Raw genomic sequence first — 17,613 nt, 5'->3', positions numbered from 1 at the left:
TCCCTTATGTAAGACTTAGAAGGGGCGCACCTACTGTTACAGCGTCTCCCTCTTTTACATGGATAGCGGCAACCGTGCCACCTTTCGCTGCTCGAACTTCCGTTTCCATCTTCATTGCTTCAAGAATAAGTAGAACGTCTCCTTCTGCAACTTGAGAGCCCACTTGAACATCGACCTTAAAAATAGTTCCAGCTAATGGTGCTGGTACATCTTCAGCTGCCCCAGCACTCGCAACAGGCGCTGGTGCGGCTTTCCCTTGAGCGTCACTTGGCGTAACAGAAGCTAGTTGACCTTGCGGACCAACCTCTACGTCGTAAACTTGACCATCAACTTTCACACTGTAGGTTTCAATGCCACCCGCAGCTGGTGCTGCAGCAACTGGCGCTTTAACTTCTGGCTCGGTACCTGGTGCAGGTTCAAACGCATCAGGGTTAGCACGGTTTTTCAAGAACTTAAGTCCTACTTGAGGGAATAGTGCGTAGGTTAATACATCGTCAACTGTATCTTTCGCCAACGAAATATCTTCCGCTTTCGCTTTCTCAAGCAGTTCTGCGGTTAGCTCGTCTAACTCATCTTTTAATAGATCAGCTGGACGGCACGTAATCGCTTCTCCACCATCAAGCACTTTCGCTTGTAGATCTTTATCTACATCGGCAGGAGCAGAACCGTACTCACCTTTCAGAATGCCTGCTGTTTCTTTGGTAATACTCTTATAACGTTCACCCGTCAGAACATTAATCACTGCCTGTGTACCAACAATTTGCGACGTTGGTGTAACCAGAGGAATATAACCTAACTCTTTACGTACGCGTGGGATCTCTTCCAATACTTCATCAAGTCTATCAGCTGCGCCTTGCTCTTTAAGCTGACCTTCCATATTGGTTAACATGCCACCAGGAACTTGTGCGATTAAAATTCGTGAATCAACGCCTTTAAGTTGTCCTTCCCATTTAGCGTATTTTTTACGCACCTCGCGGAAATACGCTGCAATAGGTTCAATTTGATTAAGTTTTAAGCCGGTATCGCGTTCTGTACCTTCCAACATAGCAACAACCGTCTCTGTTGGTGTATGTCCGTATGTTTGGCTCATGGAAGAAATTGCGGTATCAAGAATATCTAAACCAGACTCAACCGCTTTAATTGCAGTTGCAGTAGAAAGGCCCGTTGTAGCATGACAGTGTAGAGCCAAAGGCACATCACAAGACTCTTTAATTCGCGTGACCAACTCTTCAGCTTCATAAGGTTTAAGCAGACCGGACATATCTTTGATACAGAGAGAGTGACAACCAAGATCTTCTAGTCGCTTAGCCAGATCAACCCAAGTATCGGAATTGTGTACAGGGCTAGTAGTATATGACAGAGTACCTTGGGCATGAGCACCCACATCAACGGTTGCTTTCACTGCTTTTTGGAAGTTGCGTACATCATTCATTGCATCAAAAATACGGAATACATCCATACCGTTAACGTGTGCACGCTCTACAAATTTCTCTACCACATCATCAGCATAGTGACGATAGCCTAAAAGGTTCTGCCCTCTTAGTAACATCTGCATTGGTGTGTTGGGCATGGCTTTTTTCAGCTCACGTAAACGCTCCCAAGGATCTTCTCCCAAGAATCGGATACAAGAGTCAAACGTCGCGCCTCCCCATGTTTCTAATGACCAGTAGCCAACCTTGTCCAGTTCAGCTGCAATCGGCAACATATCTTCGATACGCATACGCGTAGCAAATAGAGATTGGTGGGCATCGCGTAGCACTACATCAGTAATAGCAAGTGGTTTAGACATGCTCTATAACTCCTTTTATTAAACTTTAACTACTATTTTGAAGCTGAATTTCGGTACTGATGTACCGCAGCAGAGATAGCTGCAACAACTTGCGGACTAACAGCAGATGATGTTTGAGTGTTTGAAATTTGCTTGGGTATAGCAGCAGCTAATGGCGCTTCCTCTGGGACCAGAGTCGACATTAACCTCACTATATAAATAAGAATGGTAAGAAAAACAAAAACCACAGCCATACCTGTGAACATCAGTGTGGCGGCTTGTTCTAATAAACTTCCAATATCTGTCATTATGATTCCTTTCTTTGTCACTAAGACAAGATGCCCGTTTCGAGATCCATTTAGCGAAACACGGCGTAGCTAAGGATTATCTCGATTGGAATATAATTGTCAATTCTGTTTGCGCAAGATAAATTCACGCCATTTGAACCACAAGTCATAACCACCTGATTTATATAAACAATCAAGCAGTAGACCACTAGATAAAGTTTCGATTTTTAATTTTTTCCGTACAGAACAACTTAAGCTAATCTAGATAAAATTACTGAGATATGGGTAAAAAAAAGAGGATTTAGAATCAAAAAAGAAAATGATGTAAACAGTATATTTACCACTTGTTAAATAAAGGTTAATAAATGAGTCGTAAGTTTCCACTCCCGTCACATTAATTATTTAAATTGGCCTTAGTGAACAATAGAAAATAATTAAGACATCTAACGTTAAGCAACAATTTCTCGCTATTTAACCTCAGATTGAAGCAATAAAATCAACTTAACCGATGCATTCAAGCAGAAACAAAAAAACCTCGCAAAGCGAGGTTTTTTTAAAGATGGCGCGCTCGGAAGGATTCGAACCTTCGACCGCCTGGTTCGTAGCCAGGTACTCTATCCAGCTGAGCTACGAGCGCGCAATGTTTGGTGCTACAGTATTACAACTAACCAATACCGTTTTGTTACGACAATTATACTGATAATTACCGCTTAAATAATGGCGCGCTCGGAAGGATTCGAACCTTCGACCGCCTGGTTCGTAGCCAGGTACTCTATCCAGCTGAGCTACGAGCGCGCAATGTTTGGTACTACAGTATTTAAACTTTCCAATACTGTTTTGTTACGACAATTACACTGATAATTACCGTTTAAATAATGGCGCGCTCGGAAGGATTCGAACCTTCGACCGCCTGGTTCGTAGCCAGGTACTCTATCCAGCTGAGCTACGAGCGCGCAATATTCTTTGTTACAGTATTCATGAAACTCAATACTGTTTTGTTACGACAATTACGCAAGATAATTATCGTTTAAATGATGGCGCGCTCGGAAGGATTCGAACCTTCGACCGCCTGGTTCGTAGCCAGGTACTCTATCCAGCTGAGCTACGAGCGCGCAATTCGTGAAATACATCACACTTCATTTCTGAGAAACGAAAAAAATGGTCGTTAGTGACCATTTATTACTAGAGACAAGTCGCTAGTAAATGGCGGTGAGGGAGGGATTCGAACCCTCGATACGGCTACAAACCGTATACTCCCTTAGCAGGGGAGCGCCTTCAGCCTCTCGGCCACCTCACCACATTTTTAGAAATGGCGCGCTCGGAAGGATTCGAACCTTCGACCGCCTGGTTCGTAGCCAGGTACTCTATCCAGCTGAGCTACGAGCGCGTATTTCTAACTAATCGCAAGAATGGCGGTGAGGGAGGGATTCGAACCCTCGATACGGCTACAAACCGTATACTCCCTTAGCAGGGGAGCGCCTTCAGCCTCTCGGCCACCTCACCGTCTTGCGGAGGCACATATTACGATTTACCAAAAATATGTCAAACACTTTCTGGGGTAAAACTTACAAAATATGTGTGATAGAACAGTATTCAACCAACAAGTTCTATTTTCATACTTTTTTATCGATAATATGCACAAAAATATCCAGAAATGAATAGAAAGTTATTTAGCATTTTAGGATAAAAAAAGGCCAACGATTGTTAGCCTAATGTATTGCTTAGTAATTACCTGAAGAAGAGTTACCTGTACCTTTTTCCGCTTGAATTCTCATATATATTTCTTCACGATGTACAGACACTTCTTTTGGTGCATTAACACCAATTCTTACTTGGTTACCTTTAACACCTAATACCGTTACAGTAACTTCATCACCTATCATAAGGGTTTCGCCTACACGGCGAGTCAAAATTAGCATTCTTATGCTCCTTGAGTATTCTCTGAACTATCTCTTTATAAGGCTATTATCCAACAACATCATAAACAAGGTAAACTTAACCAAGTTAAGAAACCGCATATTTTTATTGCTGTTCAAGCGCTTCCTTAGAAACAATGTATTTATTATGAATAATATTTGCTGCTTCCTCTACATTAGCAGGGTTAAGCAGCAACAATGAATATTGCTCTCCAGTCGATGATGCAAAAACATCAATATTACAACTAGCAAGACATTCACATGAGTGCTCTACAATCCTTTTCGCTTTGCTACCCACACTGGTTAGCGAACTCACTTGCTCACTATTACGGATTTTATGCGTAAAAACCAGTCCTAACTTAGCATAAGCACTATGATTGATGACAACACCTGTTCGTTCTGTTTCCTCGATCACAGTCCACACTGCTATAGCTAATATCTGACACTGCTTGATTAACCCATCTAAATCCTCTTTGTCTACTTGAACAAAAATAAGGTCTCGTTGGATAGCAATGCCACAAATACCGTGTTGGCACGTTTCCCCTTTCACCAGCGTACCGCTGTTTTCTGAGAAAGAAGAACGAACTCTTAATGGTATTTGGTTTCTCCATGCATCTTGAACACATGGCAAGTGAAGAACTTTCGCCCCTTTTCTTGCCATCTCTTCCATATTTGGAAAATCGATAGTTTGCAATTGTACTGCGTTTTTCACTACACGCGGATCACAGCTATAAATGCCATCCACGTCGGTAAATATTTGGCACTCGGTGGCATTCAGTGCACCCGCTAACGCTACCGCACTGGTATCTGAACCTCCACGTCCCAAAGTTGTGATATCGCCATTACGGTTAACCCCTTGGAAACCCGCTACGATGACGATGTAATCGTCTTCTAACCAATGGCGAATATTGTCTGTTTTAATCTCTTGAATGGTCGCATCGTTATGCACATTATCAGTAACAATCTGCGCCTGCCCCCCCGTTAAAGAAGTAGCTAGGTAACCACGACGATTCAACTCCATGGCAAGAAGGGACATACTCACCTGCTCACCCGCAGTTAGAAGTACGTCCAACTCTCTTGCTGTCGGCACAGAGTCAATCTCTTGTGCCAGCCCCATCAATCGGTTTGTTTCACCAGACATAGCAGACACCACAACCACCAGTTGGTAGCCACTGTTCTTGCTAGCAATGATCCGCTCTGCAACCGCTCGTATGCGTTCAATAGAGCCGACTGATGTACCGCCAAATTTGAGTACGAGTAACGGTTTTTTCACCGGACTTCCCTTATCTGAGGCTAGGATCTATCGACCCTAATGACAACCCCAACAAAAAAACCAACTAACAGACTATTAGTTGGCTTCATTTATATTATTACTATAAACGCTCTTCAAGCCATGCATTAACTGAGTTGAGTGCTGCAGGCAATGCAGAGGCGTCTGTGCCCCCAGCTTGAGCCATATCAGGACGACCGCCCCCTTTTCCACCCACTTGCTGAGCAACCATATTAACCAGCTCACCCGCTTTTACTTTATTGGTAAGATCTTTGGTAACGCCGGCAATAAGGCCAACTTTATCACCAGATACATTGCCTAGCATGATGATGCCACTGCCAATCTGATTCTTCAGCTCGTCAACCATGCCACGTAAAGCTTTGTTGTCTGCGCCATCAAGCTTGCTAACCAACACATTAATGCCGTTAATTTGCACAACGTTGTTTGCTAAACTCGCACTCTCTTGTGACGCTAGCTTGTCTTTAAGTTGTTGAATTTCTTTTTCCAGCAACTTCGCCTTAGCGTGCATTTCGCTTACTTTAACTTGATGAGATTGATACTGTGAATCGAGCGTATCAAGAGCCGATTCACCTGTAACCGCTTCAATACGACGAATACCCGCAGCAATACCACCTTCTGAAGTAATCTTGAATAAACCTATGTCACCCGTGTTGTTAGCGTGAATACCACCACATAACTCGGTAGAAAATGCGCCCATCGAAAGTACGCGAACTTCATCATCGTATTTCTCACCAAACAGCGCCATAGCCCCTTTGGCTTTGGCGGATTCGATGTCCATAATATTGGTTTCGATACTATGGTTACGACGAATCTCAGCATTCACCATACGTTCAACTTGTTTTAACTCTTCAGGCTTCACCGCTTCTAAATGTGAAAAGTCAAAGCGAAGATGATCAGGTTTAACTAAGGAACCCTTCTGCATAACATGCTCACCTAAGACTCGGCGTAAAGCTTCGTGCAGCAAGTGCGTAGCAGAGTGATTAAGAGAGGTTGCCGCACGACGCTCTGCATCCACGATGGTGGTAACAGGATCAGATGCCGCTAATACACCTTCAATTAACTCACCATGGTGCGCGATAGCATGACCTAACTTGTGAGTATCATCGACTTTGAATACACCAGAGTCGCTCTTAATTACGCCAGTATCTCCACACTGACCGCCAGACTCGGCATAAAAGGTCGTTTCATCTAGAATCACGATCCCTTTATCACCCGCAGACAATGCCGATACTTCATCTCCAGCAACATAAAGCCCCATCACTGATGAGTTGCCTTTGGTAGCTTGATATCCATTAAATTCTGTTGAGCCATCCACCTTAATTACATCGTTGTAATCGGTGGTAAATTGACCTGCGTCACGAGCGCGTTGACGTTGCGCTTCCATCGCTTTTTCAAAGCCAGCTTCATCAATAGATAGATCTCGCTCACGAGCGACATCATTGGTCAAATCAGCCGGAAAACCGTACGTATCGTAAAGCTTAAATACTGTTTCACCATCAAGGACTTTGCCATCTAGCTGATCTAATGCGTCGTTCAAAATGGCCATACCGCGCTCTAGTGTGCGGCCAAAGTTCTCTTCTTCAATGCGAAGTACTTTTTCAACGATCTGCTGTTGTTTTTTCAGCTCGCCACCTGCACTACCCATCACCTCGATCAATACACCGACTAGTTTATGGAAAAATGCACCTTGTGCACCCAGCTTATTACCATGGCGTACAGCACGACGGATAATACGGCGAAGAACATAACCACGGCCTTCGTTTGAAGGCATGACACCATCGACAATCAAGAACGCACATGAGCGAATATGGTCAGCAACAACGCGCAACGATTGATTGGAAAGATCTTGATGTCCGGTAACGTCAGCTACAGATTTAATGAGAGTTTGAAAAACATCAATTTCGTAGTTGGAGTGCACGCCTTGCATAATTGCAGCAATACGCTCGATGCCCATACCAGTATCAACAGCGGGTTTTGGTAGCGGTTCCATCGTCCCATCAGATTGACGATTGAACTGCATAAATACGTTGTTCCAAATCTCGATGAAACGGTCACCATCTTCTTCAGGCGTACCAGGACGGCCACCCCAAATATGATCACCATGATCGTAGAATATTTCGGTACACGGTCCACATGGACCGGTATCACCCATTTGCCAGAAGTTATCTGACTCATAAGGCTTTCCACCTTTCTTATCGCCAATACGAACGATACGATCAGCAGGAATACCGATGTTTTTGTTCCACAATTCGAACGCTTCATCATCAGTTTCATAAACCGTGACTAGCAGACGTTCTTGTGGCAACTGTAATACGTCAGTTAAAAATTCCCATGCATAGGCAATCGCGTCTTGTTTAAAGTAATCACCAAAACTAAAGTTACCCAACATTTCAAAGAAAGTATGGTGGCGTGCGGTAAAACCCACGTTTTCTAAATCATTATGTTTACCACCAGCACGTACACAACGCTGGGCGCTGGTTGCACGTGTATAGGCTCGTTTTTCAGAACCTAAGAAACAATCTTTAAACTGGTTCATACCTGCATTAGTAAATAGCAATGTTGGGTCATTGGCTGGAACTAATGATGAACTTTCTACAATTTGATGTCCTTTGCTTTCAAAGAACTCAAGAAACGCACGGCGTATCTCGTCGGTGCTCATGTACATGCGACTCTTCCTGAAACTTTCGGGATGAATTTCGGGCAAAAATTGCCCATAAATAGTTATTTGGCGGGTATTGTAAATCAAGGGAAGAAAATAGCCTAATTTTCTTAATAAAAGGGAGAGTGTTGTTGGTATGCTGGCTGTTATTTATTCTCTAGTGCGTAACTAATTTGCTCAAAATCGAAGCCCCGGTATTGCATAAAGCGAATTTGTTTGGCGTACATTTTTTGATCTTCGGCGGGCTCCCCTTTAAATTTCTTAAGGGCTACCTGCTTTGCTAATTCAAACCAATCTATTGCTTCTTCATCAAATGCGAATTCAATCTCCATGTCTGAGACTCGCTGCTGTTTCAGTGCCTGAAAAATCCTTAATTTTCCGTGCCCTTTAGTCACATGTTGTCTGATCTGGCTTTTAGCATAACGGAGATCATCAAGATAGCCATGCTCAGCACAATAAGTCACTGCGAGTTCAACATCGTCACGATCGTATCCTTTGTTAAGTAGTTTCTGAGTTAGCTCGTAGCGGCTATGGTCTCGACGACTTAACAAGTTTATAGCGCTTTCTCTTGCAGATAGTTTGATAGGGTAACGTGGTTTCATAATGTGTAATGTCAATAAAACGAAAAAGCCTCGCGATTAAGGCGAGGCTTTTCAGTTAGTCACATTTTATAACTCTTCTTGTGGCATCTCTTCGTTACTGTCCGCGTCATCTAATTGAACCGGAGCCAGTAGCATTTCACGTAGTTTAGTATCGATTTCCAAAGCGGCTTCAGGGTTTTCACGCATATATTTACCAGCGTTAGCTTTACCTTGACCGATCTTATCACCTTTGTAGCTATACCAAGCACCCGCTTTCTCAACCAGCTTATGCTTAACGCCTAGGTCTATTAGCTCACCTTCACGGTTGAAACCTTTGCCATACAAAATTTGAGTTTCTGCTTGTTTAAACGGTGCAGCAATCTTGTTTTTAACCACTTTAATACGAGTTTCATTACCAACAATCTCGTCGCCTTCTTTGATAGAACCAGTTCGACGGATATCAAGACGTACTGAAGCGTAGAATTTAAGTGCATTACCACCCGTTGTGGTTTCTGGGTTACCAAACATAACACCAATCTTCATACGAATTTGGTTAATGAAGATACACATACAGTTAGACTGCTTTAAGTTACCCGTTAACTTACGCATAGCTTGTGAAAGCATACGAGCTTGCAGACCCATATGGCTGTCACCCATTTCACCTTCAATTTCAGCTTTAGGTGTTAATGCAGCAACGGAGTCAACAACTAAGACATCAATCGCACCCGAACGCGCCAAAGCATCACAAATCTCTAAAGCTTGTTCACCCGTATCCGGCTGAGACACTAATAAAGAATCAATATCAACACCTAGTTTCTTCGCATAAATAGGGTCTAATGCGTGTTCTGCGTCAACGAAAGCACATGTTTTGCCAACGCGTTGTGCCGCGGCAATAAGTTCTAAAGTTAGCGTTGTTTTACCTGAACTTTCAGGGCCGTATACTTCAACGATACGTCCCATAGGTAAACCACCAGCACCTAAAGCAATATCGAGAGAAAGAGAACCTGTTGAAATGGTTTCCACATCCATGGTCCGGTTGTCACCAAGGCGCATAATTGACCCTTTACCGAACTGTTTTTCAATTTGACCAAGAGCGGCAGCTAATGCCTTTTGCTTATTCTCGTCCATTACTTTCTCCGACTTATTTCGCTGTCTTGTTATTTTTTGCTGAGCGGCTCTGCTATTGGAGCCATAGAACAGAACTCGCTGTTCTCAATCTCAAAGTGACCTGAGTATATACTGTTGATTCATACAGTGTCTATACCTGTATAACTATTTTTTTTATATTCGATCAACATCGCAGTCGAAATCGAATATGCTGTTCATAAGTGATACAGGAGTGCACATTAATATGGATATTAATTTTAGCCGGATACAGTTTTCCACTCATCGTTATAAAGTCGAAATACCGGATTGGACAATTCAATCAAATCAATCTTGGGCAGTATTCAGTACTGAAGGAGACATAGGTTCAGTACTTGGGGATCTTCTCTGCGGGGAAAGCACACCAGAACAAGGAGAACTTGCCGGAGTCGATGAATCTGTCGCACAAGTTTCTTTACTAGAACAACAACGCCTATTGGAGATCGAGCTGTCTCAAGACGATAGCGACTTTTTAGATCGGATAGATACAGGAACCACAGTGGAAACACTTGTCAAGCAAGTCTGTTCCAGCGAATCCTATGCCGAAAAACTGATCACCGATCTCGATCTTGAATTATTAAGAGACTCAGGATTTCGCATTCTCTCTACCGGTGAAACTCGACGGGTCATGCTAGCGAGAGCATTAGCCTCACAGCCTTCCCTACTGGTGCTTGATGAGCCTTACACTGGCTTGGATGTAGAACACCGAACTCAGCTTGAGAAGTTTTTGCACACTTTGTCACAGCAAATACAGTTATTGCTTATTGTTTCACGAGAAGATGAGATAGCCGACTGGGTTGATAATATCGCACTTTTTGATCAAGGAAAGTTAGTCGAGCAGATGGATAGAGAAAGCTGGCTTTGTCATCCGGTTATTGCGCAGATAAAATCTCAGTCGAAAAAACAGTCTGAGCAAATGGTTGATTTACTTCATAAACACCAACATATTTCTACTTTTCCAGATCCTCTTTTCGAATTAACCAACGGCAGGGTTGCCTACACAGATAAAGTCATTTTCTCGCAATTGAACTGGCGTATAAACAGTGGCGAACATTGGCAAATACGTGGCCCCAACGGATGTGGAAAAAGTACTTTATTGGGACTTATTTTTGGCGATCACCCACAGTGTTACAGCAACCAGATAGATATTTTTGGTAATAAGCGCGGCAGCGGCGAGACCATTTGGGATATTAAACAGAATATTGGCATGGTTTCTTCCGCACTGCATCTGCAATATCGAGTCAATTGCAGTGCTTTAGAGGTGGTACTTTCCGGCTTTTACGACTCTATTGGTTTGTATAATCAACCAAGTAAGAGAGAGATCAATGTCGCTAAAGAGTGGTTGACCATCCTCCATATGGACGCATTGACGAAAACGCCATTTAGACAACTTGAATATGGACAACAGCGTCTATTACTCATTGCTCGAGCTCTCGTCAAACAACCCGCATTATTGATTCTAGATGAACCCTATCAAGGTCTAGATTACCTTGGTCGACGTTTAGTGATGAACACGTTAGACATCATTGCTAAAGAAAACCTTAGCCAGCTACTTTATGTCTCTCATTATCAGGAAGATAGCTTGCAAGCAATTACTAACTACCTCGACTTTGTGAAACATGAAGAGAAAGATGAATATAGGGTTGAGATTTCTCGGCAATAGTAGTTACATCCCACTGAAAATAACTTTATAAACCCAAATAGAAAAGCCACTTCACATCATGAAGTGGCTTTTTAACTCGCTAAAGTAACTAACGATATCCGTTACAAGCTATTTTTCACCTGCTGATGCAACTCTTGAACAGAAGTAACACTATTTCGGTCATCTGCCGTATGAGACATACAAGTTGCGAATGCTGCATTAAGAGTCGTTGTATAATTCACTTTCTCTTGTAATGCACCGCGACGTAGGACTTTTGAATCCTCAATAGCTTGGCGGCCAGCCGCAGTATTAATAATATAGCTATACTCATTATTTTTAATACGGTCCAAAATATGTGGACGACCTTCATGCACTTTATTGACTAATCTTGGATTAATACCTGCTTCACCAAGAATCACGGCCGTCCCATGGGTAGCATCTAATTGATAACCAAGCTTGGTCAGTTTAGAAGCTAAATCCACAACGCGTTGTTTGTCATCATTACGCACAGACAGTAGAGCTCTTCCGCCTTCTGGGTACTCTTTACCACAACCCAGTTCCGCTTTGGCAAACGCTTCAGCAAATGAAGCACCAACCCCCATCACCTCACCAGTAGAGCGCATTTCAGGCCCAAGTAGTGGGTCAACACCAGGGAACTTATCAAACGGAAGCACAACCTCTTTAACCGAATAGTAAGGCGGTATAATCTCTTTGGTAAACCCTTGCGAATCCAACGATTGACCGGCCATTACCCGCGCAGCAATTTTTGCCAGCGGAGCACCCGTTGCTTTTGAAACAAACGGAACGGTACGAGCAGCCCTTGGGTTCACTTCAATCAAGTAAACCTCATTATCTTTTACCGCAAATTGAGTATTCATTAAGCCACGAACCCCAAGTTCAAACGCCAGTTTCTCAACTTGAGTTCGCATTACATCTTGTATCTCTTGGCTTAGTGTATAGGCCGGTAATGAACATGCTGAGTCACCGGAGTGCACACCCGCTTGCTCGATATGCTCCATAATGCCACCGATGACAACACGTTCACCATCGCAAATAGCATCAATATCCACTTCAACCGCATCGTCAAGGAATCTATCCAGCAACACTGGCGACTCATTAGAGACACTTACCGCTTCATTGAAGTAACGGCGCAGATCTGTTTCATCATAAACAATCTCCATCGCTCTTCCGCCTAGAACATAGGATGGACGAACAACTAACGGGAAGCCAATGTCTTTCGATTTCTCAATCGCTTGTTCCATGGTAGTGACGGTAGCATTGTCTGGTTGCTTAAGAGAAAGTCTCTCAACAGCAGCCTGAAAACGTTCACGGTCTTCGGCTCTATCAATGGCATCTGGGCTGGTACCAATGATAGGCACACCTGCTGCTTCAAGTTCACGAGCCAGTTTAAGTGGCGTCTGCCCACCATATTGAACAATCACGCCTTTTGGCTTTTCAATTCTAACAATGGCCAGAACATCTTCTAAAGTTACAGGCTCAAAGTAGAGACGATCAGACGTGTCGTAGTCAGTAGAAACGGTTTCTGGGTTACAGTTCACCATAATGGTTTCATAACCATCGTCACGAAGCGCTAAAGAGGCATGCACACAGCAATAGTCAAACTCAATACCTTGACCTATTCGGTTAGGTCCGCCGCCCAGCACCATGATTTTGTCTTTATCTGTCGGGTTAGCTTCACACTCTTCGTCATATGACGAATACATATAAGCGGTATCTGAGGAGAACTCCGCCGCACAGGTGTCAACTCGTTTGTAAACAGGATGGATATCATATTGATCACGTAGACGACGAATTTCTGTCTCAGCAACACCAAGTAGAGAAGAGAGACGAGCATCAGCAAAACCTTTACGCTTCGCCAGCATGAGCTGCTCTTTGTTGAGTCCTGCAAAACCACCTTTTTTGATGGCTTCTTCCTGCTTCACAAGGTCTTCAATCTGAACCAAGAACCAACGGTCTATCGCGGTTAGATTGAAAACACCGTCGACCGATAGTCCCGCACGGAAAGCATCTGCTATATACCATATACGGTCAGAACCCGCTTCTTTTAGCTCATGGCGAATTTGAGTTAGCGCATCGGGTGCGTCCAAGTCCACCATTTCATCAAAACCATTAACGCCAACTTCTAAGCCACGCAACGCTTTTTGTAACGACTCTTGTTGATTACGGCCGATAGCCATTACTTCACCAACTGACTTCATCTGTGTGGTTAGACGATCGTTAGCCCCAGCGAATTTTTCAAAGTTAAAGCGTGGGATTTTGGTAACAACGTAATCAATGGTCGGCTCGAACGAAGCTGGTGTAGCACCACCGGTAATATCATTCATCAGCTCATCCAGTGTGTAACCGATGGCGAGCTTAGCGGCGACCTTAGCAATAGGGAAACCTGTCGCTTTAGATGCCAATGCAGAAGAACGCGAAACCCTTGGGTTCATCTCAATAATAACCATACGACCATCTTGAGGGTTAATACCAAACTGCACGTTTGATCCGCCGGTTTCTACACCAATTTCTCGCAATACCGCCAGAGAAGCATTTCTCATTAGCTGATATTCTTTATCTGTCAGTGTTTGAGCAGGAGCAACAGTAATCGAGTCACCGGTATGTATTCCCATCGGATCGAAGTTTTCAATAGAGCAGACAATGATGCAGTTGTCGTTTTTATCTCGAACCACTTCCATCTCATACTCTTTCCAACCAATTAACGATTCATCAATTAACAGTTCATTTGTAGGAGATAAGTCCAGACCACGGCGGCAAATTTCTTCAAACTCTTCTTTGTTATATGCGATACCACCACCAGTTCCGCCCATCGTAAATGAAGGGCGAATAATGCAGGGGAAGCCAACCATATCGAGTACTTTATACGCCTCTTCCATGGTTTTCGCAGTGTCAGCTCTTGGACACTCTAATCCGATGGACTTCATCGCTTTATCAAAACGAGAGCGATCTTCTGCTTTATCAATGGCGTCGGCCGTGGCACCAATCATTTCGACATTAAACTCAGCCAGTACTCCGTACTTTTCCAAATCCAATGCACAATTAAGCGCGGTCTGCCCCCCCATGGTTGGTAACACGGCATCAGGGCGCTCTTTTTCAATAATTTTACGCACCACTTCCCAATGAATCGGCTCGATATAAGTTGCATCCGCCATTTCTGGATCAGTCATTATGGTGGCAGGGTTAGAGTTAACCAAAATAACTCGATACCCTTCTTCTCGGAGCGCTTTACAAGCTTGAGCACCGGAATAATCAAACTCACAAGCCTGTCCAATCACAATTGGGCCAGCCCCTAGGATTAGAACACTTTTTAAATCATTACGTTTTGGCATTCTCGTCAACTCCAATTATGCAGTGTGTTGTTTGATTAAATCGATGAAATGGTCAAACAGCGGCGCGGCATCATGTGGTCCAGGGCTCGCTTCAGGGTGACCTTGAAAACTAAATGCAGGCTTATCTGTACGATGGATACCTTGTAAGGAACCATCAAATAGCGATTTGTGCGTTGCTCGTAAATTGTCAGGCAAGCCAGACTCATCTACAGCAAAACCATGGTTTTGTGACGTTATCATCACCACATCTCTATCAAGATCTTTTACTGGGTGGTTAGCACCGTGATGACCAAATTTCATTTTTACCGTTTGTGCTCCAGATGCCAGCGCCAAAATCTGATGCCCTAAGCAGATACCAAAAATCGGCACACCTTTATCTAAAAATGTTTTAGTTGCTTCTATGGCATAATGACATGGCTCTGGATCCCCCGGGCCATTAGAAAGAAAGACACCATTAGGCTTGAGAGCCAGCACGTCTTCGGCTGGAGTTTGTGCAGGCACCACAGTTAAACGGCAGCCTCTATCAACCAACATTCGCAAAATATTTCTCTTAGCACCAAAATCATAGGCGACAACATGATAAGGTAATTCTTGGTCTTGTTTTGCTTCAGGAAGCCCGTCGGTCAATGTCCAAGATCCTTGTTTCCATGGATATGCTTCATTAGTTGTTACTTCCTTCGCCAAATCCATCCCCTTTAAACCTGGGAACTCTTTGGCTTTCATCAGTGCCAGATCTGCATCTAAATGATTTCCAGCCACAATACAGCCATTTTGCGCACCTTTTTCTCGCAGAATTCTCGTTAACTTACGAGTATCTATATCCGCTATACCAACAATATTCTGTGCTGCTAAGTATGCAGATAAAGATTGTTCACTGCGGAAATTAGAAGCAAGTAGAGGTAAATCTCGAATAACAAGCCCTTGAGCATGAATAGAGCTCGATTCTTCATCTTCAGAGTTAGTACCGGTATTGCCAATATGAGGATAGGTGAGTGTCACGATTTGCTGAGAATAGGAAGGGTCGGTGAGGATTTCTTGGTACCCCGTCATTGAGGTATTAAAAACGACTTCTCCAACAGAACAACCATCCGATCCGATAGATAGCCCGTGGAAAACTGTCCCATCTTCTAGGACAAGCATTGCTGACTTTTTCAAGACAACCTCCAGAATAAAAATGCATTAATAGTGTATTAATTTGCAATTCTACCTTCCTTTCAGCCGATTACAACAGCTTAGTGGAATTTAGACAAATTGGCGATATTCTAGAGATGAGTGTGATATGTGTCAATAATAACCAAGCCACAATAGTGCAATTTATTCCAACAACAGTAGCTTTATTGCCTGTAACCGATGTAATACACAAAAAAGTTAGTAAAAAACGATGATAAGCAATAGAAAAACTTTTACCCCACCATAAATCTTATTTTTTTAATGATTAAAAAAACAAATTCAAATAGCAAACGATTAACCGCGAAGTAAATAGTTAAAAATGGAGCTTTTAATTAAAAACCGCATTAAATAGCGCTATTTTAACTGTTAAATTGAGGGGATTTGACAATTTAGAGGAAGAAAAGAAAAAAGTGATAAAACGGAAAAGTTATGCACCGGACAGAACCAATGCATAACTATTTACTTATAGATCATTGAGGCCTAGAACATCGGTCATAGTAAAAAAGCCTGAAGGGCTATCATCTAACCATACCGCAGCTTTTACGGCACCATTGGCAAAGGTCATTCGATCGGTGGCTTTATGGGTAATTTCCACACGCTCACCAAGGTCGGCAAACATTGCTGTGTGCTCACCGACAATATCACCGGCACGTATGGTAGCAAAACCAATCTCATCTTTTGTTCGCTCACCAGTAATCCCTTCTCTCGCATATACGGCAACGTCGTTTAGAGAGTTCCCCATCGCGCCAGCAATCGCCTCTCCCATTCCAATGGCAGTACCAGAAGGTGCATCAATCTTATGTCTATGGTGTGCTTCGACTATTTCAACGTCGCAATAATCACCCATAACCTTGGCTGCTTTTTCCAGCAACTTAAACACTAAATTAACACCAACGCTGTAGTTTGGTGCCATCACTATAGGGACTTGCTGTGCAGCTTTCTCAATAGAGGCTCTTTCTTCATCAGAAAAACCCGTCGTACCAATAACTATTTTCTTACCATACTTTTGACAAAGCTCTATGTTGGCTAATGTGCTTTGAGGAACGGTGAAGTCGATAACAACATCAAAATCATCAATCCTTTTTTCCAGATCATCGACTAGTGCTATATCAAAATGGCCTTCACTGCACAGTTCTCCAACATCAACACCAATTAATGAGGACTCAGAGCGCTCAGACGCAGCGCCTACTGACGCCATAGCGTTGTGATGTGTTGCTTTAACTAGGTTGCGGCCCATACGGCCAGCTGCTCCTGCAATCGCAATTCGAACCATTGCGTCTATCTCCATTTTGTAAGGGAAATTCAATGTAACCGAAACGGTTAACCGCTTCAATGGTTTTCAATATTTGCTTATCGTTAACCAAGTGATCTTAAGATCGGGGTTAAATATCATTTGGATATAAGCTCGGATCTCTGCTTCTGTACCATTTCTAATACGGGCAAATTCGCTTCTGGAAATGAGTAATGTTTAAGCTGATCAATGGCTACCCACTCACCTTGTTGTCCCTCTTTTCCATAAGGTTCGTTATTAAATTCTTCAACAGCATAAAAATCGAATGTTAATGACTTATCAGGATAGTCATAATCAAGATGCGCATAGTGACTGAGCTTTACGACCTTTATATCTATCTCTTCAAACAGCTCTCGACAAATGGCTTGCTCGGTCTCTTCATCTTGCTCTACTTTACCTCCCGGAAACTCCCAGAAACCGCCTTTATGTAGGTGATCGGGTCTTTTAGTTATGTAAATCTTATCTTTGTCACGGTTGTATATAATCGCGGCAACAATATGAACTCGTTTCATGTA

At 43.1% G+C, this 17,613-nt stretch carries 12 protein-coding genes and 7 tRNA genes; 1 reads left to right on the top strand and 18 read right to left on the bottom strand.

Annotated elements, in window-relative coordinates; genetic code table 11:
- Positions 1-4: 4 nt before the first annotated feature.
- The 14 genes from oadA to recA form a co-directional block, all read right to left on the bottom strand.
- Positions 5-1,789, bottom strand: a complete 1,785-nt coding sequence (gene oadA / locus F0227_RS08070) for a sodium-extruding oxaloacetate decarboxylase subunit alpha (protein WP_171752682.1) — start codon at positions 1,787-1,789, stop codon at positions 5-7.
- Positions 1,790-1,821: 32 nt separating this feature from the next.
- Positions 1,822-2,076, bottom strand: a complete 255-nt coding sequence (locus F0227_RS08065) for an oxaloacetate decarboxylase subunit gamma (protein WP_171752681.1) — start codon at positions 2,074-2,076, stop codon at positions 1,822-1,824.
- Between the two features lie 539 nt (positions 2,077-2,615).
- Positions 2,616-2,692 (bottom strand) — tRNA-Arg (locus F0227_RS08060).
- Positions 2,693-2,773: 81 nt separating this feature from the next.
- Positions 2,774-2,850 (bottom strand) — tRNA-Arg (locus F0227_RS08055).
- A gap of 81 nt (positions 2,851-2,931) precedes the next feature.
- A tRNA-Arg gene (locus F0227_RS08050) sits at positions 2,932-3,008 on the bottom strand.
- An 82-nt stretch (positions 3,009-3,090) separates the two neighbouring features.
- Positions 3,091-3,167, bottom strand: a tRNA-Arg gene (locus F0227_RS08045).
- A 92-nt stretch (positions 3,168-3,259) separates the two neighbouring features.
- Positions 3,260-3,352, bottom strand: a tRNA-Ser gene (locus F0227_RS08040).
- Between the two features lie 13 nt (positions 3,353-3,365).
- Positions 3,366-3,442, bottom strand: a tRNA-Arg gene (locus F0227_RS08035).
- A gap of 23 nt (positions 3,443-3,465) precedes the next feature.
- Positions 3,466-3,558 (bottom strand) — tRNA-Ser (locus F0227_RS08030).
- Positions 3,559-3,776: 218 nt separating this feature from the next.
- Complete coding sequence (gene csrA, locus F0227_RS08025) at positions 3,777-3,974, bottom strand: carbon storage regulator CsrA (RefSeq protein WP_171752680.1); 198 nt, start codon at positions 3,972-3,974, stop codon at positions 3,777-3,779.
- Between the two features lie 103 nt (positions 3,975-4,077).
- On the bottom strand, positions 4,078-5,244 hold the full coding sequence (locus tag F0227_RS08020) for an aspartate kinase (RefSeq protein WP_171752679.1): 1,167 nt from the start codon (positions 5,242-5,244) through the stop codon (positions 4,078-4,080).
- A gap of 100 nt (positions 5,245-5,344) precedes the next feature.
- A complete protein-coding gene (alaS, locus tag F0227_RS08015; RefSeq protein WP_171752678.1) occupies positions 5,345-7,927 on the bottom strand; it encodes an alanine--tRNA ligase in 2,583 nt (860 codons plus the stop codon).
- A 140-nt stretch (positions 7,928-8,067) separates the two neighbouring features.
- Positions 8,068-8,523 (bottom strand): recombination regulator RecX, encoded by a 456-nt coding sequence (recX, locus tag F0227_RS08010; protein WP_171752677.1) that lies wholly within the window; start codon positions 8,521-8,523, stop codon positions 8,068-8,070.
- A 66-nt stretch (positions 8,524-8,589) separates the two neighbouring features.
- Complete coding sequence (gene recA / locus F0227_RS08005) at positions 8,590-9,630, bottom strand: recombinase RecA (protein WP_171752676.1); 1,041 nt, start codon at positions 9,628-9,630, stop codon at positions 8,590-8,592.
- 223 nt (positions 9,631-9,853) lie between these two features.
- Between recA and modF the strand changes: the two genes are divergently transcribed.
- Positions 9,854-11,308: a molybdate ABC transporter ATP-binding protein ModF gene (gene modF, locus F0227_RS08000; RefSeq protein WP_171752675.1), complete on the top strand. Its 1,455-nt coding sequence runs from the start codon at positions 9,854-9,856 to the stop codon at positions 11,306-11,308.
- 101 nt (positions 11,309-11,409) lie between these two features.
- Here modF and carB read toward each other — a convergent pair whose 3' ends face one another.
- From carB to mutT, 4 genes are all read right to left on the bottom strand, one after another.
- Positions 11,410-14,637 carry a carbamoyl-phosphate synthase large subunit gene (gene carB, locus F0227_RS07995; RefSeq protein WP_171752674.1) on the bottom strand — a complete coding sequence of 1,076 codons (3,228 nt, stop codon included), beginning with the start codon at positions 14,635-14,637 and terminating at the stop codon, positions 11,410-11,412.
- A 15-nt stretch (positions 14,638-14,652) separates the two neighbouring features.
- Positions 14,653-15,792 carry a glutamine-hydrolyzing carbamoyl-phosphate synthase small subunit gene (carA, locus tag F0227_RS07990; protein WP_171752673.1) on the bottom strand — a complete coding sequence of 380 codons (1,140 nt, stop codon included), beginning with the start codon at positions 15,790-15,792 and terminating at the stop codon, positions 14,653-14,655.
- Between the two features lie 478 nt (positions 15,793-16,270).
- Complete coding sequence (gene dapB / locus F0227_RS07985) at positions 16,271-17,080, bottom strand: 4-hydroxy-tetrahydrodipicolinate reductase (protein ID WP_171752672.1); 810 nt, start codon at positions 17,078-17,080, stop codon at positions 16,271-16,273.
- A 116-nt stretch (positions 17,081-17,196) separates the two neighbouring features.
- Positions 17,197-17,610, bottom strand: a complete 414-nt coding sequence (mutT, locus tag F0227_RS07980) for an 8-oxo-dGTP diphosphatase MutT (protein WP_171752671.1) — start codon at positions 17,608-17,610, stop codon at positions 17,197-17,199.
- Between the last annotated feature and the right edge of the window lie 3 nt (positions 17,611-17,613).

The organism is Vibrio sp. 99-8-1, from assembly GCF_013114595.1.
In the GTDB taxonomy this organism is placed as follows: domain Bacteria; phylum Pseudomonadota; class Gammaproteobacteria; order Enterobacterales; family Vibrionaceae; genus Vibrio.
This window is presented reverse-complemented; position numbering and strand designations above follow the sequence as displayed.